At 62.2% G+C, this 19,982-nt stretch carries 14 protein-coding genes; 7 read left to right on the top strand and 7 right to left on the bottom strand.

What is annotated here, in order from left to right:
* The first annotated feature begins 76 nt into the window (after positions 1-76).
* The 3 genes from GVK95_RS22350 (at position 77) to GVK95_RS22340 (ending at position 1,699) form a co-directional block, all read left to right on the top strand.
* On the top strand, positions 77-958 hold the full coding sequence (locus GVK95_RS22350; RefSeq protein WP_159952896.1) for a uracil-DNA glycosylase: 882 nt from the start codon (positions 77-79) through the stop codon (positions 956-958).
* A 143-nt stretch (positions 959-1,101) separates the two neighbouring features.
* Positions 1,102-1,293 carry a hypothetical protein gene (locus GVK95_RS22345; RefSeq protein WP_159952895.1) on the top strand — a complete coding sequence of 64 codons (192 nt, stop codon included), beginning with the start codon at positions 1,102-1,104 and terminating at the stop codon, positions 1,291-1,293.
* A 247-nt stretch (positions 1,294-1,540) separates the two neighbouring features.
* The gene (locus GVK95_RS22340) at positions 1,541-1,699 is read left to right on the top strand and encodes a hypothetical protein (RefSeq protein ID WP_159952894.1); all 159 of its coding nucleotides are present in this window, start codon (positions 1,541-1,543) and stop codon (positions 1,697-1,699) included.
* A gap of 95 nt (positions 1,700-1,794) precedes the next feature.
* Here GVK95_RS22340 and GVK95_RS22335 read toward each other — a convergent pair whose 3' ends face one another.
* Positions 1,795-2,691, bottom strand: a complete 897-nt coding sequence (locus tag GVK95_RS22335; RefSeq protein ID WP_159952893.1) for a hypothetical protein — start codon at positions 2,689-2,691, stop codon at positions 1,795-1,797.
* Between the two features lie 376 nt (positions 2,692-3,067).
* Here GVK95_RS22335 and GVK95_RS22330 point away from each other — a divergent pair, with 376 nt between their 5' ends.
* The gene (locus tag GVK95_RS22330; RefSeq protein WP_159952892.1) at positions 3,068-4,318 is read left to right on the top strand and encodes an MFS transporter; all 1,251 of its coding nucleotides are present in this window, start codon (positions 3,068-3,070) and stop codon (positions 4,316-4,318) included.
* A gap of 12 nt (positions 4,319-4,330) precedes the next feature.
* Here the strand turns inward: GVK95_RS22330 and GVK95_RS22325 are convergent, their stop codons facing one another.
* A complete protein-coding gene (locus GVK95_RS22325; protein ID WP_159952891.1) occupies positions 4,331-5,269 on the bottom strand; it encodes a DMT family transporter in 939 nt (312 codons plus the stop codon).
* A 309-nt stretch (positions 5,270-5,578) separates the two neighbouring features.
* Between GVK95_RS22325 and GVK95_RS25395 the strand changes: the two genes are divergently transcribed.
* The 3 genes from GVK95_RS25395 (at position 5,579) to GVK95_RS22310 (ending at position 12,288) form a co-directional block, all read left to right on the top strand.
* A complete protein-coding gene (locus GVK95_RS25395; RefSeq protein WP_159952890.1) occupies positions 5,579-6,688 on the top strand; it encodes a methyl-accepting chemotaxis protein in 1,110 nt (369 codons plus the stop codon).
* A gap of 246 nt (positions 6,689-6,934) precedes the next feature.
* Positions 6,935-9,583, top strand: coding sequence for an aminopeptidase N (pepN, locus tag GVK95_RS22315; protein ID WP_159952889.1), 2,649 nt, complete (start codon positions 6,935-6,937; stop codon positions 9,581-9,583).
* A gap of 353 nt (positions 9,584-9,936) precedes the next feature.
* Positions 9,937-12,288, top strand: coding sequence for an ATP-binding protein (locus tag GVK95_RS22310; RefSeq protein WP_159952888.1), 2,352 nt, complete (start codon positions 9,937-9,939; stop codon positions 12,286-12,288).
* Between the two features lie 39 nt (positions 12,289-12,327).
* Here the strand turns inward: GVK95_RS22310 and GVK95_RS22305 are convergent, their stop codons facing one another.
* The 5 genes from GVK95_RS22305 to GVK95_RS22285 form a co-directional block, all read right to left on the bottom strand.
* A complete protein-coding gene (locus GVK95_RS22305; protein ID WP_159952887.1) occupies positions 12,328-15,300 on the bottom strand; it encodes a bifunctional [glutamine synthetase] adenylyltransferase/[glutamine synthetase]-adenylyl-L-tyrosine phosphorylase in 2,973 nt (990 codons plus the stop codon).
* Between the two features lie 60 nt (positions 15,301-15,360).
* A complete protein-coding gene (locus GVK95_RS22300) occupies positions 15,361-16,854 on the bottom strand; it encodes an ATP-binding protein (protein ID WP_159952886.1) in 1,494 nt (497 codons plus the stop codon).
* Between the two features lies 1 nt (position 16,855).
* Positions 16,856-17,611, bottom strand: a complete 756-nt coding sequence (locus tag GVK95_RS22295) for a response regulator transcription factor (RefSeq protein WP_280178091.1) — start codon at positions 17,609-17,611, stop codon at positions 16,856-16,858.
* A 98-nt stretch (positions 17,612-17,709) separates the two neighbouring features.
* The gene (locus tag GVK95_RS22290) at positions 17,710-19,272 is read right to left on the bottom strand and encodes a Do family serine endopeptidase (protein ID WP_159952884.1); all 1,563 of its coding nucleotides are present in this window, start codon (positions 19,270-19,272) and stop codon (positions 17,710-17,712) included.
* Positions 19,273-19,431: 159 nt separating this feature from the next.
* Positions 19,432-19,875: a cytochrome c-type biogenesis protein gene (locus GVK95_RS22285; RefSeq protein WP_159952883.1), complete on the bottom strand. Its 444-nt coding sequence runs from the start codon at positions 19,873-19,875 to the stop codon at positions 19,432-19,434.
* Positions 19,876-19,982 lie beyond the last annotated feature (107 nt).

Here is a 19,982-nt window from a genome sequence, read left to right as displayed (position 1 = left end):
GGCCAAAGGCTGGCGACAGGCTTGCGGCCGCGGAATCGGTTTGCATTACGACGGCGGGCAAGGCTAGAACAAAGCCATGATCCAAGCCCGTGACATGACGCATGCCGAACTGGCCGCGCTTTTGCATTTCCATGCGGAAGCGGGGGTCGAGTGGCTGGTCGAAGACGCGCCGATCGACAGGATCGCAGCCTTTGCGGCGGAGAAGACGGCACGGCAGGTCGTGCGTGCAGCGCCCGAGCCGCAAGGCGCACCCGCAGCTCAGTCGCCGCGCGGCACGTCATCCAACGAACGCCAGGCGGCGCGGCCAGCCCCGTCGCTGTCGTCCGCCCTGCCAGCCATACCCGACGAAAACGCCGTGGCTGAAGCCCGCTTTGCGGCTGAAAGTGCGCGCTCGCTCGCCGAACTGAAGACGGCGATCGAAAGCTTTGCCAGCTGCAATCTCAAGACCAGCGCCCGCTCGACCATTTCGGCGACCGGCGGGGCCGCATCCGGGATCATGCTGATCGGGCCGATGCCCAACGCCGATGACGATCGCGAGGGGCAGGCCTTTTCGGGCCGTGCGGGCCTGATGCTCGACCGGATGCTCGCCGCCATCGGCCAGACCCGCGAGACGGTGACGATCTCCACAATCATCCCGTGGCGCCCGCCCGGCGACCGCATGCCGTCCGTTCCGGAATGCGCAATCTGCCGGCCTTTCATCGAACGGCAGATCGCCCTTGCTGCGCCGAAACAGGTGCTGGTGCTCGGGAATTTTGCCGCGCGATTCTTTTTCGGCGAGAACGGCACGATCCACGCGCTGCGCGGCCAGTGGCGATCGCTCGGCGCCGGCGGCCATGCGGTGCAATCCATGGCAACCCTCCATCCGCAGGAGCTTTTGACCGCGCCGGCCAGCAAGGCATTGGCCTGGCAGGATCTTTCGGCCTTTGCTGCGCGGATCAAGACCGGCGAAACTGATTAAAAAAGCGCCATCATTAAAGAAATATGAAATAAGCCATGCGTTTTTCGCAATGCAGAAGCGCGCTTGGCGATCTTGCCGAATCTATGCTGCACTGCGATATCTGACACCTGAAAGGGAGGACGTGCTTAACAAGGAATTTCATCGTGAGCCTTCGCACACGCCCTATCCATTGCAAATTTGAAACTGTGCGTCTCGCCGGAGAATATGCACGGACAAGCAATCCCTATCACCGTGGTGCGGCGCTGGCCGCCTGCGAACAGCTGAGCGCCCGGTTCTCCGACGCCAACGGCCGCATTGCCCGCCCGGCAACGGTGTTCGCCGATTTCCGCGCCTGAGCCCATCGGCGCTGAAATCAATCGGTACACCGCGCGTCAGGTCTGACGCGCAGATCACGCCGCATGGCATTCGATCGCCTTTCTTATGCTCTTCTCTCGATTTCAGCGCACGCGCTAGTGCGCTCTATGCAGGCTTTCTTGCGCAAGGCGCATAGCAGGGTCGTTGATTTGTGCATTGCACAAACGGTTCAGCCATGAACTAATACGATCCTTGAAGCTGACATGCATTCACAGCAGAGGACTGACCATGACCCTATCTTTCCATCCCGTCCGCAGCCTGCGCCAGGTCGTCAATCAAATCGGCCACGCCGTCAACGCCTCGGCGGAATACTCCCACGCCGCCCGCCAGCGTCAGGCATCATTGTCACGTGGCGAACGTCCGGCGGTTCAGCCGCTGGCTTTCTGATTGATCCGATAGTTCACGACAGCCAAATCACAGCACCAGGCCGGCGCCGTTGCCGCCCGGTCTTCCTGCACGCACAGCAATCTGCGCTTGCGGGCTCACACCTCGCCGACCGCCACCAGATGCGGCTCCGGCTCTTCCAGCCGGGCCGGTCCGCAGATCATCTCGTAGGCATGATCGACGATCGAGAATTTCACTGCCTGCCAGCCGCAATATTCCGCCAGAAAATCAGCCTTCAGCAGATAGCGGCTCTTGGCCTTGTCCGACCAGGCGAGGCAACCGGTCTCGACAGCGCGGCGCACAAGGCGCTGCAAGTGCGTTCTTGAGATCATGAACTGCTCGGCCATCAGCCGGGCGTCGATGCGGCCGATGTCATAGCCGTCGGCACCCGGCGACAAGTCGATCGCCCGGCGAATCAGATCGTCCATCACCAGTCCACCGGCTTCGGTCCACAGAAACAGCGCCACGCGGGGGGGCGGCTCGAGCCAGCGCGGATCAAGGCAGGCCCGTCTGGCGATCTGCGGTTGAATCTTGTGCATCAGCGTCGGCTCTGCGAGCAGACGTGCCACGCGCCCCGCACCGTCAAGGCGATCGAGGACGGACAGATTGGCCAGAACCCATCGATACATCGCCGCATGGGAAATCTCCGTTGCCTCATAGCGGCGCGGACGACGGTTGCTTTCTCCGGCAATGCGCAAAAAGCGATAGCTGAGCAACTGGTCGAGAAAATTCAGCACGGTGTTGCGGCTCGCCGCATTGCTGGAGGTGATGATCTCGCGCAGATTGGTGGTGGTCAGGCCGCTGCCAGGCTGGTTGGCATCGTATTCAAGCTGCAGGGCGAAGGCAGCCTGGCTCAAAAGCCACCGCTGATGCGACGCCAGCATGCGTGACAGGCGCGGGCTTTCATCGAACTGCGCACGAAGCGTGGCGGCGAACCCCTGCAATGCCTCGATAAAGCCGTGATGGCCCGTCACGTCTTCCACCTTCAAAGCCATCGGCAATCTCCAGTGGCCGATGCTCCACGGATCCGTTCGCCACAGTTGCGCTGCAGCCGGTCCCTACGTGAACCATATCGGCACAATGCACCGATCGCGGTTCGACAAGGAACAGCGCGTCGCAGCATTGGAGTTTGTTCAAAACGCATGGAAACCCTGTGGCTTTAAAGAATTCCCCGTATGTCACGTTCACCGTCCGGGAATTTATATTACCGTAAATGAATTCGTGTCGGCTTTTCAATCAATTATTGCCGCGCCGATATGACAATACGTGAAACGACGTAGAAGCTTTGCGTCGCAACACGTCGCAATCGACAGTTCACGCAAGACCGAATATTGGCAGAGTCCGTTTTCCCGTGCTGCGATAGGTATCCAATTGATCAATAGCCTCGCCTCGATCGCCACCCTGATGTTCTCGACGCTGCTGATGATGGCAGGCTTCGGGCTGATGGGGTTCATGCTGCCGATCCGCTCGATCAGCGAGGGCTGGTCCACCTTCACCATTTCCGTCATCGCCACAGGCTATACGTTCGGCTTCACGGTCTCGTGCATCGTCACGCCGATCTTCGTGCGCCGTGTCGGGCATGTGCGGGTGTTCGGCGCGCTGATCACCCTGCTCACCGTGTCCATCCTGCTATGCGCGCTGGTCGTCGAATGGTGGGCGTGGATGATCTTCCGCGGCCTGTCCGGTTTCGCCATCGCCGGCGCCTATCTCCTGATCGAAAGCTGGCTGAACGAACGGGTGAACAATGCCAATCGCGGCGCGCTGTTTTCGGTCTACATGGTCACCTGCCTCGTCGGCTCGATCGGCGGCCAGTATATCGTGCCGCTCGGCAACCCGGACGGACCGGAACTGTTCATGGTCTGCGCCCTGATCTTCTCGCTGGCGCTGTTTCCGGTGGCCCTGTCGACGGCCCAGTCGCCGACGCCGATCGCCGAGGCCAAGTTCGACCTGAAGCGGCTCTATCGCCGCTCGCCGCTGGCCTTCTTCGGCTCGCTGCTGTCCGGCGCGCTGTCCGGCACCTGGGGCAGCCTGGGCGGCGTCTATTCGCAGAATATCGGCATGAACACGACGGAGGGCGCGACGCTGCTCGCCGCCCTTCTCGCCGGCGGCGCCATATCGCAGGTGCCCATCGGGCGGCTGTCGGACCGGATCGACCGCCGACTGGTGATGATCGGGGCCGGTATCTTCGGTGTCCTGGCCTGCCTGATGATGACGATGTTCGACGCCGACAATGCGGTTGCGGTCTATATCGCCGGCTTCTTCGTCGGCACCGTTCTCTATCCGGTCTATTCGCTGAACGTCGCCCATGCCAATGACCTGGCCGAGCCGGACGAATATGTGACGCTGTCGAGCGCCATCATGATCCTCTACGGTCTCGGTACCGTCACCGGACCGGTGATGGCGGGCTCGTTGATGCAATGGCTTGGCCCGGGTGCGCTGATCTGGTTCCTGGCGACGGCTTTCGCGCTTTATGCGAGCTATGCCGGCTGGCGTATTTCGCGCCGGCCCGATAGTGGGAACCAGGCCGACAAGACCGACTTCCTCGCCGTGGCCCTGCCGATGCAGGGCACCGACGTCACCGGCTCGCCAAACACGCCGGACCCGGACGAGCGGCCGCGCTGACAGGCAGACAGATCAGCCCTGCGGGGTTGAGGCCTTGCGTGCCGCGCGGCGCTCGAGGCCCAGCTGGTGCTCGCGGAAGATGATGAAGATCCCGGCGCCGACGACGATCGCGGCACCGATCAGCGTGGTCGATGTCGGGACATCGTCAAACAGGATATAGGCGATCACCGAGCCCATGATGATCGAACAATATTCGAAAGGGGCGATCGTCGAGACATCGGCGAAGCGATAGCTTTCGGTCAGCAGGATCTGTCCCAACCCACCGCAGAAGCCGGCAATCGCCAGAAGGCCGAGCGCAGTCCAGGACAGCTCGACCCAGCCGAAGAACCAGGTGCAGGCGGACAGAAGCGCGGCGATGACGGAAAAGAACAGCACGATCGTCGATGTCTTTTCCACCCGCACGAGCTGGCGAACCTGCAGCATGGCGGCGGCGCCGAGCATGGCGGCCACCAGAACGGCAATCGCACCGAAGGCCTGTTCCGATCCCATGCTGCTGTCACCAAACAGGCTGAGCTTCGGCAGCGAGATGATCAGCACCCCGATCATGCCGACCACGACAGCCGTCCAGCGGTAAAGCCGGACCGTTTCGCCGAGAAAGACCGCGGCGAACACAACGGCAATCAGCGGCATGGCGTAGCCGATGGCGATCGAATCCGGCAGCGGCAGATGCACAAGGCCATAGAATCCGGCGCCCATGGCAAACACGCCGAGAAGCGCGCGCTTGACGTGGCCGAACGGGTTGTCGGTCTGCAGCGCCTGGCGCAATTCGCCCCGCCAGCCGAGATAGAGCATGATCGGCAGGATGGCGAAGGCGGAGCGGTGGAAGCTGATCTGGCCTGCCGGAATGCCGGCACCGGCAAGCTTGATGCAGGTCTGCATGCCGACGAAAACGGTGACGGAACAGATTTTCAGGATAATGCCGCGAAGCGGATCAGGGTCGGCGAATGCCATGCAATTGACTAACGTATCGATGCTGAACAGGGCGGCGGAGAACTGCGACCAGAAGGCTCCGCGACCGGGAATGTCACGGGATGAATCGCTCCACTCAACCTTGCACTTCGCCAGCCGACAGACAAGCCCGCAAATTAACCAGATTAAACCCAGAAATGGCTTGAAATCGGGGTTTTCTCGCCTGATTTCCTTAACGGTTATTTTAACCTCAATTAATTATCTTTCCTAGCAGTAGCAGGTTTGGCCGCCGCTTTGCGGTTCGCATAACATTGATTTTTGAAACGGTCCCTTTTTCACTCGGATGTTGCCATGACACAGACAGCGGCCAAATCAGCCTCCTTCGCAGCAGAACTCGCCACGCCCCGTTCGATGCGGCTGATCACCGAGAGCATCGGATCGGACCTGGAACAGTTCAGCGCCGACAATACCCATGTCGTGCGGCAGATCAGGCTTCTCGCGATCAACGCACTGATCGAGGCGGCGCGGGCCGGCGAAAGCGGCAAGGGCTTTGCAGTCGTTGCCAACGAGGTCCAGCGGCTCGCACAGGGCGCTGCCGACATTGCCGACCGCTTCCAGGAAAACGTGCTGACCCGCATCGGTCTCGGCCGATCAATGGCCGATGCGCTGGTCGAGGAAATGGAAGGCGCGCGGCTGATCGATCTGGCCCAGACGCTGGTCCAGTTCATCGTCCGCAACCTGTTCGAACGCACCGCGGATGTGCGCTGGTGGGCAACGGATTCGGCGCTCTGGGGCGCACTGGCGCAGCCTTCGGCGGGCGCCTTTGCCCATGCCGCCGAGAGACTGGGCGTGATCAACCGTTTCTACACCGTCTATCTCGATCTTGTCATGACCGATGCAAAGGGGCGGGTCGTCGCCTCGGCCAACCCGAAATACCAGCGCAAGACGAAGGATTGCAATCTCGGCGCGGAGGCGTGGTTCAAGGCGGCGCGCGACTGCAAGAGCGGTGACGATTATGTCGTCGACGAAGTCAGGCGCAGCCCGCTGCATGACGATCGCGACGTGCTGGTCTATGCGACAGGCATCCGCGAAGGCGGCCGCAGCGATGGCGCACTTGTCGGCACGCTCGGCGTCTATTTCGACTGGCAGGGCCAGGGCACGGCGATCGTCGAGAAGGAAGCCAACCTGCCGCCGCAGATCGCGGAGAAGACCGAGGTTCTGCTGCTCGACGGCAACAATATGGTCATCGCCTCGAGCCGGCCGCAACGCGCCTATACCCATTTTGCCCTGCACAATCCGCAGCGCGCCATGCGTGGCAGTTACTATGACAACAACGGCGCGATCGTCGCCTTCGCCCGAACCCTCGGATACGAGGACTATGACGGCCTCGGCTGGTATGGCGTGATCATCCAGCAATCCGACAGCGATGACGCGATCTGCCGGCAATTGTCGCTGAAGTAACGGTCCCGCTCCGGTAAATAAGCACCTTTGCGAAGGTGAACCAGCGCCAGATGGGTCGCTATTCTACCCGGCCGTGCCGATTTGCCTCGCCGGGTTCGACCTTTATCGGTCTTTCGAGCATTAAATTGTATCGTGTTTTAACAATCGTTCAGAAATTGATGCAATCATCGCCCTCGATTTGGCCTGGAGAGGCGAGGGAAAACCTTGCCTTGTTCCGGCCTAGCCTCGAAGCGACCAGGACAAAACATGCGCACAGACACGGGCCGGATCGTTCATCTGGCAGACTACCGCCCCACTGACTTCGTTCTGGAACGGGTTGATCTGACCTTCGAACTGGACCCGACGGATACCAAGGTGGAAGCCCGGTTGATCTTCCACCGGCGCGAAGGCGTCGATGCCTCGGCACCGCTCGTGCTTGACGGCGACGACCTCTCCATGACCAGCCTGCTGTTCGACCAGGTCGAGATGGCGAAAGATCGCTACACTGCGACGCCCGAGAGCCTGACGATCCATGGGCTGCCGGCCGAATCTCCCTTCGAGATCACCGTCACCACGATGATCAATCCGGAGGCCAATACCCAGCTGATGGGCCTCTATCGGTCGAACGGCATCTATTGCACGCAGTGCGAAGCCGAAGGTTTCCGCCGCATCACCTATTTCCCCGATCGCCCGGATGTGCTCGCCGTCTACACGGTCAACATCATCGCCGACAAGGCCGCCAATCCGCTGCTGCTGTCGAACGGTAACTTCCTCGGCGGCGCAGGCTTCGGCCCGGACAAACATTTCGCCGCCTGGTTCGATCCGCATCCGAAACCGAGCTATCTGTTTGCGCTGGTTGCCGGCGATCTCGGCGTGGTCGAAGACACGTTCACCACCATGTCGGAACGCGAAGTCACGCTGAAGATCTATGTCGAGCATGGCAAGGAGGCGCGCGCCGCCTATGCCATGGACGCGCTGAAGCGCTCGATGAAATGGGACGAAGAGGTTTTCGGCCGCGAATACGACCTCGACATCTTCATGATCGTTGCCGTCTCCGACTTCAACATGGGTGCCATGGAGAACAAGGGCCTCAACATCTTCAACGACAAATATGTGCTGGCCGATCCGGAAACGGCGACCGATCAGGACTATGCCAATATCGAGGCGATCATCGCGCACGAATATTTCCACAACTGGACCGGCAACCGGATCACCTGCCGCGACTGGTTCCAGCTGTGCCTGAAGGAAGGCCTGACGGTCTATCGCGACCACGAATTCTCCGCCGACCAGCGCTCGCGCTCGGTCAAACGCATCGCCGAAGTGCGTCACCTGCGCTCGGAGCAGTTCCCGGAAGACGCGGGACCGCTTGCCCATCCAGTCCGCCCGACCACCTTCCGCGAGATCAACAACTTCTACACCACGACCGTCTATGAAAAGGGTTCGGAAGTGACCCGGATGATCGCGACCATTCTCGGCCGCGACGATTTCAAGAAGGGCATGGATCTCTATTTCGAACGTCACGACGGCGATGCCGCAACGGTCGAGGATTTCGTCAAGTGCTTCGAGGAAGCCAGCGGCCGCGATCTCACCCAGTTCTCGCTCTGGTATCATCAGGCCGGCACGCCGCAGATCACCGTTTCCTCGACCTTCGACGCTGCGACAAAGACACTGTCGCTGTCGCTTGAACAGATGGTCGCCGCCACCCCCGGCCAGACGGCCAAGGAACCGATGCACATTCCGCTGCGCTTCTCGCTGCTGACCGAAAACGGCGCTGAGGCAACGGCAAGTGCGATTGCCGGCGGCGAAGTCTCGGGCGACGTTCTGCACCTGACCGAACGCAGCCAGACCTTCACCTTCTCCGGCATCGGCGCGCGCCCGGTCGTGTCGCTCAACCGCGGCTTCTCGGCCCCGGTCACGCTGCATTTCGACCAGAGCAAGGATGACCTGTCCCATATCGCCCGTCACGACAGCGACCTCTTCGCCCGCTGGCAGGCGATCACCGACCTCGCCTTGCCGATCCTGACGGCCGCGGCCAATGCGGCGCGCAGCGGTGGCGAAATCTTCGCCGATGCGGCCCTGACCGACGCCCTTCTGGCCATTGCTGCCGACGAAAGCCTGGAACCGGCCTTCCGCGCCCAGGCGCTCGCTTTGCCAAGCGAAGCCGACATCGCCCGCGAACTCGGCAGCAACAACGATCCTGACGCCATCCATGCCGGTCGCCAGGCCGTGTTGGCGGCGATTGCCCAGTCCGGCGTCGAGATCTTCCGCACGCTGTACGCGGCCCACGCGGACACCGGCGCCTTTACCCCGGATGCAGCCGGTGCTGGTCGCCGGGCACTGAAGAATGCGGCGCTGTCCTTCCTGACCCAGGCGGAAAACAGCCCTGCCCTTGCGGCCGAAGCCTTCGCCAAGGCCGACAACATGACCGACCTGTCGCAGGCGCTGACCGTGCTGGCCCATCGCTTCCCCGATGCCGCCGAGAGCAAGGCCGCATTGGCGAGCTTCGAACAGCGTTTCGCCAGCAATGCGCTGGTGCTGGACAAGTGGTTCGCGATCCAGGCGACCATTCCGGGTGCTGCGGCACTCGATCGCGTGCAGGACCTGATGAAGAACCCGAACTTCATCGCCAGCAATCCGAACCGCGTCCGTTCGCTGATCGGCACCTTTGCCTTCTCAAATCCGACCGGCTTCAACCGCGCCGACGGCAAGGCCTATCAGTTCTTTGCCGAGCAGATCCTCGACATCGACCCGCGCAACCCACAGCTTGCCGCACGTCTGCTGACAGCCTTGCGCTCCTGGCGCCTGCTGGAGCCGGTTCGGGCAGACCATGCCCGTTCCGCCCTGCAGGTCATCGAAAGCACAGGTACTCTTTCGACCGATGTCAGTGATATCGTCGAGCGTATCCTGAAGGGCTGATCGCCTTTACAAGCAAACAGGCAGAACAAATGAACATGGCGCGGGCAGGTCCCGCGCCATGTTCATTTGGACCCGTGAGAACCACTGCGCCGACGCACTGCCGCATTGGTGCAATCGGACCCCGATGCCATCGGTTCGCGCCTGCGTCGGGCTACAGCGAGAAGCTGCAGAGACGCTGAAATTCAATCCTGGCCCATCATTCGCAAACGCCGGCGCAGAAAAAGCGGATTCGGAAGAACGGCTTAAGATTTTCTTTACCCTCCCGCTCTGGACAAGCCGAATCGGGCATGATTCCTTGGGCTTGGTTCGGGCGAGCGGCGCAGCGAATCACACGAGGGATAGAGGCAGGGGCGATGTTGAACGCGCGGCGGGTTTCCGCAGCCGATGATCGGTTGCGCATCAAATTTTCGGGTGTTGCGGCAGTGTTCGAAGAGTTCGGCCGGAGGCTGTTCCGGTCTTCGCCGTCCCTGCGGGTGGATGGCAGCGGGCCATCGCGTCCCGTCGAAACCCTGTTGCGTCGATCCATACCCATTCTGATCATCGCTTTCCTGTCCGTCGTCGCTCTGGCGCGCTTCGTCGGCATCCTGTCCGAGCATGGCCGGATGGAAGCATCGATCCGGCAATCCACATCGCTGATCTCGGCCACGGCGCAGGCAGCGCTCTCGACCCGTCCGGAACTGTTCGTCGAGCGCAATCGTGAAGGCGCCGAACAGGCGCTGTTTTCCTATCTGTCGCAGGAACACCTGTCCGACGGCGCCTTCGTGCTGCTGGTCGATCCGGCGGGCCGCGTGTTCGGCGCATCGCCGAGCGCTGCCGGTCAGGTCGGCTTCATGCTGGCGAGCCTTTTGCCGGAAGTTACCACCATTCGTCGCTTCGGCGACCGATCCGGCGCGATCGAGACCAATATCAACGGCCAGCCGCACTATGCCGTCGTGACACCCGTGGGTACCGATGGCGCCCTGATCCTGACCGCCCATTCGCTGCAATCGGTGAACGAGTTCTGGCGTCGCGAGCTGTCGCTCAACGTCACGCTGTTTGCCGGTATCTCGCTGACGCTGCTGGTCGTGCTCTATGCCTATTTCCATCAGGTCCGGCGGGCCCGCGAGGCCGACGACATCTTCCTCGAATCCAATATGCGCGTCGAGGCGGCCCTGTCGCGCGGCCGCTGCGGCCTCTGGGACTTCGACCTGTCGAGCCGCAAGCTGATCTGGTCGCGGTCGATGTATGAAATGCTCGGCCTTGCCCCGTCCAACCAGCCGCTGGCCTTTGCCGATGCGGCGCGCCTGATGCATCCGGCCGACGGCAATCTGTACGCACTGGCCCGCTCGGTCGGCCGCGGAAGTTCGCGCCAGATCGACCAGGTCTTCCGCATGCGCCATGCCCAGGGCCACTATGTCTGGCTGCGCGCCCGCGCCCAGATCATCTGCTCCAATACCGGCTGCCTGCATGTCATCGGCATCGCCATGGACGTCACCGAACAGCACCGCCTGGCCCAGCGCTATGCCGAGGCCGACCAGCGCCTTGCCGACGCGATCGAATGCACCTCGGAAGCCTTTGTGCTGTGGGACAAGAACGACCGACTGGTGATGTGCAATGCGCATTTCCAGAAGGTCTACGGTCTTTCCGACAGCGTGCTCGTACCCGGCACGGAACGCGCCAGCGTTCTCGGCTCGGCCTCGCGTCCGATCATCCAGCGCCGCATCGCCGATCCCGATCTCGGCACGACCTCGCGCACCACCGAGGTCCAACTCGCCGACGAGCGCTGGCTGCAGATCAACGAGCGCCGCACCCGTGACGGCGGTCTGGTCTCCGTCGGCACCGACATCACCCTGCTCAAGCGCCACCAGGAACGGCTGCGCGATCAGGAACGCCGGCTGATGGCGACCATCGGCGACCTGTCGTCGTCGCAAAAGATCCTCGAGCGGCAGAAGACCGAACTGTCGGATGCCAACGAGAAATATCTGGCCGAAAAACAGCGTGCGGAAGCGGCCAACAAGGCCAAGTCGGAATTCCTCGCCAATATGAGCCACGAGTTGCGCACGCCGCTCAATGCCATTCTCGGATTTTCGGAAATCCTGCTCGCCGGCATGTTCGGCCCGGTCGGCTCGCCGAAATACGAGGAATATGCCAAGGACATCCACGAGAGCGGCAAACATCTGCTGAACGTCATCAACGACATTCTCGACATGTCGAAGATCGAGGCCGGGCAGATGAAGATTCGCTGCGAGACAATCGATCTCGGACCGCTGATCGAAGAGAGCATGCGCCTGACCGCCATTCCGGCGCTGGAAAAGAACATCACCGTGTCGCAGCGCGTCGACAATGGCCTGTCAGTCGTTGCGGACCGTCGCGCGATGAAGCAGATCCTGCTCAACATCCTGTCCAATGCGGTGAAGTTCACCAATGCCGGTGGCAAGATTTCATTGCGTGCCCACAAGGTCGAAGGTGCGGTGATCGTATCGATCGTCGATACCGGCATCGGCATCCCGAAAAACGCCCTGAGCAAGATCGGCAATCCGTTCGAGCAGGTGCAGAGCCAGTATGCCAAGTCGAAGGGCGGCTCCGGCCTTGGGCTTGCCATCTCGCGCTCGCTGGTGTCCCTGCATGGCGGATCGCTCCGGATCCGCTCCCGCGAAGGTCAGGGCACGGTCGTGTCGCTGCGGATCCCGGACATGATCGTCATGCCGATGCGCCGCCGGGCCTGACGGCCCGATGGCTCGATGGCCGGCAGCGGGCCGCTCGTCTCACCCGCGCTGCACCACCCGGCCGAACACCTTGCGCACCGCCTTGGACAGTCGCCTGATCTCTGCCTCCAGCAATTTCAGGTCCGGGCTGTCACCGGCCCGGCAGACTAGATCGGTCAGGCCGGTCGGCACATTGGCCGGCTCGAACTGGCCTTCGATGCACAGCCGGATCACCTGCGACACATCGGTGTAAAGCTTCAGCGCCTGCTGGCAGGTGTCCAGATCGTTCGGATCAATGAGGGCGGCCAGCGCCTTCAGCGCTTCTGTTGTCGAAAGACCGTTGGTGCGCACAGGTGTGCCGCGACCAGCGGCAACCAGGGCCAGATGCTGGGCGATGAACTCGATATCGATCAGGCCACCGGCAATCAGCTTCAGGTCCCAGATGTCACGCGGCGGCTTTTCCTTGTCGATCAAGGCCCGCATCTCGGCCACGTCCCTGGCGGTCTTCGCGTCATCACGGTTCAGCGCCATGATCTCGGCAACGATCGCCTCGGCATCGGCAATCAGCGAGGCATCACCGCACAGCAGTCGCATGCGCGAAAGCGCCATATGCTCCCAGGTCCAGGCTTCCTCGCGCTGATATTTGGCAAAGGCCCTCAATCGAGTCGCAACCGGTCCCTTGTTGCCGGACGGGCGCAACCGCATGTCGACTTCGTAAAGCACGCCTTCAGCCGTCGGCGCCGAAAGGGCCGCGATCAGTCGCTGGGTCAGGCGGGTGTAGTAGCGCACGGCATCGAGCGGCTTCGGCCCGTCGGATTCATGCGCATCGTCGTCATGTTCATAGAGCAGGATCAGATCGACATCGGAGCCCGCCGTCAGCTCATAGGAGCCGAGCTTGCCCATTCCGGCCAATGTCACGCGCCCGCCGGCCAACCGGCCATGGGCCAGCTCCATTTCGCTGATCACAGCCTTCAATGCGCTTTCGATCACCAGTCCGGCAAGATCGGTGAAGGCGCGACCGGCCTGGCTGCCTGCAATCGAACCGGTGAGCAGGCGAATGCCGATCAGGAAACGCTGCTCGGCGGCAAAGATGCGCAGCCGGTCGAGGATTTCTTCATAGTGGCGGCAGCCGCCGAGAAAGGCGGACAGCCGTTTCGCCAGATAGTCGTGGGTCGGGATCTCCACCATCAGGCCCGGATCGAGCATGCCGTCGAAGACATGCGGCCGGGCTGCAATGATCTCGGCAAGCCTTGGCGCCGAAGACATGATGTTGACCATAAGGTCGAGCAGCGCCGGATTGTTGCCGAGCAGGGAAAACAGCTGGATGCCGGCCGGCAGTCCGGCGAGAAAACTGTCAAAACGCAGCAATGCCTCGTCGGCGCGACGGCTTTCGCCGAAGGCTTTCAACAGATCCGGCGTCAGTTCGGTCAGGCGCTCACGCGCTTCGACGGATTGCGTGGCGCGGTAGCGGCCATAATGCCAGGTACGGATGACGCGGGAAATATCTTCCGGCCGCTCGAAGCCGAGCCCTTTCAACGTCTTCAACGTGTCGGGATCGTCCTTCTGGCCGGTGAAGACCAGATTGCCGGTCGCGCTCGACAAGCCTTCCTCCTTCTCGAACAGCCGCGCATATCGTCGCTCGACCGTTTTCAACACGGATTCGAGCCTGGTCGAGAAGGCCGTGGTGTCGATGAAGCCCAGCATGAAGGCAATGCGCTTCAGCTCCACCTCCGTGTCCGGCAGCACATGGGTCTGCTCGTCATGCACCATCTGGATGCGGTGCTCGACATCGCGCAGGAACCAGTAGCAAGCTGTCAGCTCCTCGGCCGTCAGCGGATCGATCCAGCGGGCGCCAGCCAGCGCGTTCAGCGCCGCCTCGGTCGGGCGCAATCTGAGATCCGGCATACGGCCGCCGGCGATCAGCTGCTGGGTCTGGGCGAAGAATTCGATCTCGCGAATGCCGCCGCGACCGAGCTTGACATTGTGCCCCTTCACCGCGATCGCGCCATGACCCTTGTGCACATGGATCTGCCGCTTGATCGAGTGAATGTCGGCGATCGCCGCATAATCGAGATATTTGCGGAAAACGAACGGCGTCAGCTCGCGCAGAAAACCCTCGCCGGCCTTCAGGTCACCGGCCACCGGCCGCGCCTTGATATAGGCGGCCCGCTCCCAGTTCTGGCCGCGTCCCTCGTAGTAGATCAGCGCCGCCTCGACCGACACGGCCAGCGGCGTCGAGCCGGGATCGGGCCTGAGCCGCAGATCGGTGCGGAAGACATAGCCGTCCGCCGTGCGTTCCTGCAAAATGCGCACCAGCCGGCGCATCATCCGGCCATAGGTCTCGGTGGCGTCGTCGGGGTTTTTCAGGATACCGGCTTCCGGATCGAAGAAGACGACAAGGTCGATATCGGAGGAATAATTGAGCTCGCCGGCGCCGAGCTTGCCCATGCCGAGCACGATCAGGCCGCTGCCAGTCGCCGGCGCGCCCATGTCCTTCAGCGTCAGCTTACCGGCCTGATGACCGGCCAGCAGCAGATGGTCGATGCTAGCTGCCACCGTCGCATCGGCCACAGCGCTCAGCCAGGCCGTCGTGTCGCGTGCGTCAAAGATGCGGGCGAGATCGGCCAGTGCGGTGAGGAAGGAAACCCGGCGCTTGGCATTGCGCAGCCGCGTCATCACCTCCGCTTCCGTGGGAACGATGCCTTCTGCACTGGGAACCCAGGCAGACCGCGCCTCGGCCACAGCAGTTTCGAGCAGCGGTTCCAGCGGCTGGCTGATCGCCTCGGCCAGAAGTGCCGGCTTGAGATTGGCGATGTCGCGCAGGTAGGGAGACAGCGTCAGTGCATTGGCGAGAAAAGTCTTCAGCGCTGTCTCGCCGGCCATCAGCGCGGCAATCACCGGCTCCTGCTTGGCCAGATCCTTCAGCGTCGCGGTGGCTGCCTTCAGTTCCGTCTGATTGAACGGCCGGATGACCCCGTCCGCCACATCGGCCAGCCGTCTTGCTGCCTGCTTCGCCCCAGTTTGCTGCACCATCGCATGAGCCTCCCTTCCCTTGCGCCGGAGATCTCGCCGAATCTCTCAAGCGCAGGCAGGTTATGGCTTCATGCCGGGAAAGACCATGGTTGCCGTCAGGCCGGGTGCTGCTTCGTCGCCGCTGCGCGTATCGGACAGCACAAGCTGGCCGCCATGCAGGGCCATGATCGCCTCGACCAGCGACAGACCCAGGCCGGTTCCGGGCTTGGAGCGGCTCTTGTCGAGGCGGACGAAGCGCTTGACCACCTCGGCCCGCTTGTCCGCCGGCACGCCCGGCCCCTGGTCGGAGACGGAAATCTCGACGCCGGAGGCACCCTTGGTAACCCGGACCTTGATCTCTGGCACAACCTCGGTCAGGTCGTCCGAATCCGCTGCCCCATCTTTGCTTGGCCCCTCTTCGCATGGCCCGTCTTCGCTTGGCCCGTGCTTGATCGCGCCATACTTGATGGCATTGTCGATCAGGTTGGAGATCGCCTGCCCGATCAGCTCGCGGTTGCCACGCACCGATAGCCCCGGCGCGATATCGCAGACCATCTGCTGTCCGGCCTCCTCGACCACCGGCTCGTAGAGTTCGGCGCTGTCGGCGGCAATCGCGGAAAGATCGATATCCGTCAGTTCGGCGGCAATCGAGCCTGCCTCGACGCGTGAAATCATCAGCAATGCGTTGAAGGTGCGGATCAGCTGGTCGGATTCGACAATAATTGCTTCCAGCGCGGCGTGCTTGGCGCTTTCGTCCACGGCCGACAGGGCGTCGGACGCCTTGTTGCGCAGCCGCGTCAGGGGTGTCTTCAGGTCATGGGCAATGTTGTCGGAGACCTGGCGCAGGCCCTCGTTCAACTGTTCGATGCGGCCGAGCATGCCGTTCAGCGACGACGACAGGCGGTCGAATTCGTCGCCGGAGCCTGAAACCGGCAGGCGCTGCGACAGGTCGCCCGCGGTGATCTTCTGGCTTGCGGCCGAGACGCGGTCGATGCGTTTCAGCGCATTGCGGCCGATGGCAAACCAGATCACCACGGCACCGATGCCCATGATCAGCAGCGCCACCATCAGGGCCTGGCGGACCAGCAGCCGCAGCTTGCTCGGCTCGCCAAGGTCGCGCCCGACCAGCACACGAAAGCCGTTGTCGAGGAAAAACACATGCGCCGTCGCCAGATGCCGCTTCACGCCGCCGCTGTCATCATAGCGCTCGTAGCGGAAGGGAAAACCCGTCCAGCCCTCTTCGTCGAAAACGCCCGGCTGGACGGATGCGACATTGCCGGCCACGATCTCGCCGTTCGGCCCGGCAATCACATAGAGGTTTGCACCCGGCTGGCGGGAGCGCCGCTCCATGGTGCGCAGAAGCTGGGTAACCCCGCCCCGCTCATAAGCCTTCTCGATCTCCTGCACTTCTTCCTTCAGACTTTCACGGGTCTGGTTGTTGAGGATGCGCTCGGAAAGTCCCGTCACGTAAAAGACGAGGAAAGCGGCACACAGGGCAAAGAGCAGAATGTAGAGTGCAGACAGCCTGACGGCCGTCGACCTGAACAGGACGCTCATACGGCTTTTCAGCGGCATGTCAGCCTTCGTCCTTGATCATATAGCCGGCACCGCGCACGGTTTTCAGCAGCGGCCGGTCGAAATCCTTCTCGATCTTCGAACGCAGGCGCGATACATGCACGTCGATGACATTGGTCTGCGGATCGAAGTGATAGTCCCAGACGTTTTCGAGCAGCATGGTGCGGGTGACCACCTGTCCGGCGTTTTTCATCAGATATTCGAGCAGGCGGAATTCGCGCGGCTGCAGCAGCACGTCCTTGCCGGCGCGTTTCACTTCATGGGAGAGCCGGTCCAGTTCCAGATCGCCGACACGGTAGACCATGTCCTGTTCCGGCTTGCCTTTGCGGCGGCCGAGAACTTCCACGCGGGCGAGCAGTTCGGAAAAGGCGTAAGGCTTGGGCAGGTAATCGTCGCCGCCGGCGCGAAGCCCTGTGACGCGGTCGTCAACCTGGCCGAGGGCCGAAAGGATCAGCACCGGCGTATCGACGCCACGCTTGCGCAGTTCGGTGATGACGGACAAGCCATCGCGGCGTGGCAGCATGCGGTCGACCACCATCACGTCATAGGTGTTTTCCGAGCCCATGAAGAGGCCGCTTTCGCCGTCGCTCGCATGATCGGCGACGATGCCGGCCTCGCGGAAAGCCTTCGTCATATAGGCCGCAGCCTCGAGGTCGTCTTCAATCACCAGTATTTTCATGTGGGCGACATTAGCGCCCGCTGTCGCATCCGTCCAACCGGTTTCACCACTTTGCACGCCTGTCCCATCAAGGTTCATCGTCTGATCGCTGGCCATGCCGTCACTCCCTGTCCGTGAATGGAAAAGGGCGCCGCCGGTTGGCAAAACCGTCGGCGCCCTCGTCATCTGGCGGGTGATCAGCCCTGGTTGATCGGGAGAGCGACGAAGCGGCTGCCGCTTTCCGATTCAACCTGGAAGAGGGCACGGGTGCGGCCGTCCTTCTTGGCCTGATCCACCACCTTCTGAACATCTTCAACCGAAGAGACCTGCTGGTTGTTGACCGATGTGATCGTCTCGCCGGCCTTCAGGCCCTTGTCGGCCGCATCGCTATCCGGATCGACATCGACAATGGCCAGGCCCTTGCCGTCTTCAGCCGGGCGAACGGAGAGGCCGAGATTGGCCAGTTCCTGCTCGACGGCCGGAGCCGGTGCGGCATCTTCTTCTGTCCCTTCGGTAGCCGAGGCCTGTTCCATCGGCAGTTCGCCGAGCTTGACCTTGATTTCGGTCGACTTGCCTTCACGCCACACGGCGACATCCACCGTGGTATCGGGAGCAAAGGCTGCAATGCGGCGGGCGAGATCGCGCGGATCCTTGACCGGGTCGCCATTGACGGCGGTGACCACGTCACCCTGCTTGATACCGGCCTTTTCACCCGGCGAACCCGCCTGCGGCGACACGACCAGCGCACCCGACGCTTCCGACAGGCCGAGCGAGTCGGCAATGTCTTCGGTCACCGGCTGGATCTGGACACCGAGCCAGCCGCGTTCGACCGTGCCGCCATCCTTCAACTTGGCGATAACATCCTTGGCAACCGAGGCCGGGATGGCAAAGGCGATGCCGACATTGCCACCGGACGGCGAGAAGATCGCGGTGTTGATGCCGACGACTTCGCCGTTCAGGTTGAAGTCAGGGCCACCGGAATTGCCGCGGTTCACCGCAGCATCGATCTGCAGGTAGTCGTCATAGGGGCCGGAGCCGATGTCGCGACCACGGGCCGAGATGATGCCGGCGGTAACAGTGCCGCCAAGACCGAACGGATTGCCGACAGCCACGACCCAGTCACCGACACGGGACTTTTCGTCATCGGCGAACTTCACATAAGTGAACTTCTGCTTCGGGTTCTCGATCTTCAGCAGCGCGAGATCGGTGCGGCTGTCCTTGCCGACCAGCTTGGCATCGAGTTCCTTGCCGTCGTTCATCACGATGGTGAAGGCAGCGCCGTCGTCGACGACATGGTTGTTGGTGACGATATAGCCGTCTTCGGAGATGAAGAAGCCGGAGCCCTGGGAGGTCGGACGCAGGCGACCTTCATGACGGCCGGGACCCTTGGGGCCACGCGGCGGACGGGCTTCCTCGTTCGGGCCGCCCGGACCGCCGAATTCCTTGAAGAAGCGCTTCAGCGGATGATCGTCCGGCAGGTCGTTGAAATCACGACCGCCAAAATTGAAGGAGAAATTGCTTTCGTCGTTGGACGTGTTCTGGATATTCGACTGAACACGAACCGACACGACGGCCGGCTGCACGGCGCTGACGACGTCGCTGAAGCTCGGAACCTGTGGTGCCGCAACCGATACCGGATCGGCATAGGCGTTCAGAACAACAAGCGGAACCGCGCCGACCATCATCGCGGCCGCCAGGCCGGCAACGGTCGAATTCTTCAGGATCGTCTTGAGGTGGGAGCGATCTTTAGTCTCGGTCATGGATCTTACCTTCATCATTTCTTCCGACTGGAGCCGCCGGCTATCGGCGGTTTTGAAGCGGTGGATGAAGAGAGATATAGGGGCTGTCACCTTACGGCGAACTGTACGGCAGATGAATTCTTGGTAATCTTTGCAGAAAGTTCCCGGGAGGGAACAGGACTATTCGTCCATCAGCTTTCCGAGCCGCGCCTCTTCCTCGGCCGACAGCTTTTCCACCGGATCACGATCACTGACCCGGCGGCGGGCATAAAAGACGGCAACCATCAGGGCAATCAGCGCAAGTCCCGCCGGCGCGCCCCACAGGATCAGCGTCTTGGCGCTCAGTCGCGGCTTCAACAGCACGAATTCGCCGTAGCGCGACACGACATAGTCGAGAACCTGTTCATTGCTGTCGCCATTGACCAGGCGCTCGCGCACAACAAGCCGGAGGTCACGGGCAAGCTCGGCATTGGAATCGTCGATCGACTGGTTCTGGCAGACCATGCAGCGCAGTTCCGACGACAGAGTGCGCGCCCGCTGTTCCAGCACCGGATCCGCGAGTACCTCGTCGGGATTGACCGCAAAAGCATGGATGGGGGTGAACAGAAGGACGAGGAGGAGCAATGCGGCCCGAAATCCCCCTCTGGCCTGCCGGCCATCTCCCCCACAAGGGGGGAGAAGCCCCGGGGAAGCGTCTCGCTCCGCCACACAAGGCAGCACGCGGCGCCAAA

It is taken from the genome of Rhizobium sp. 18065 (assembly GCF_902706095.1).
Taxonomy (GTDB): domain Bacteria; phylum Pseudomonadota; class Alphaproteobacteria; order Rhizobiales; family Rhizobiaceae; genus Allorhizobium.
This window is presented reverse-complemented; position numbering and strand designations above follow the sequence as displayed.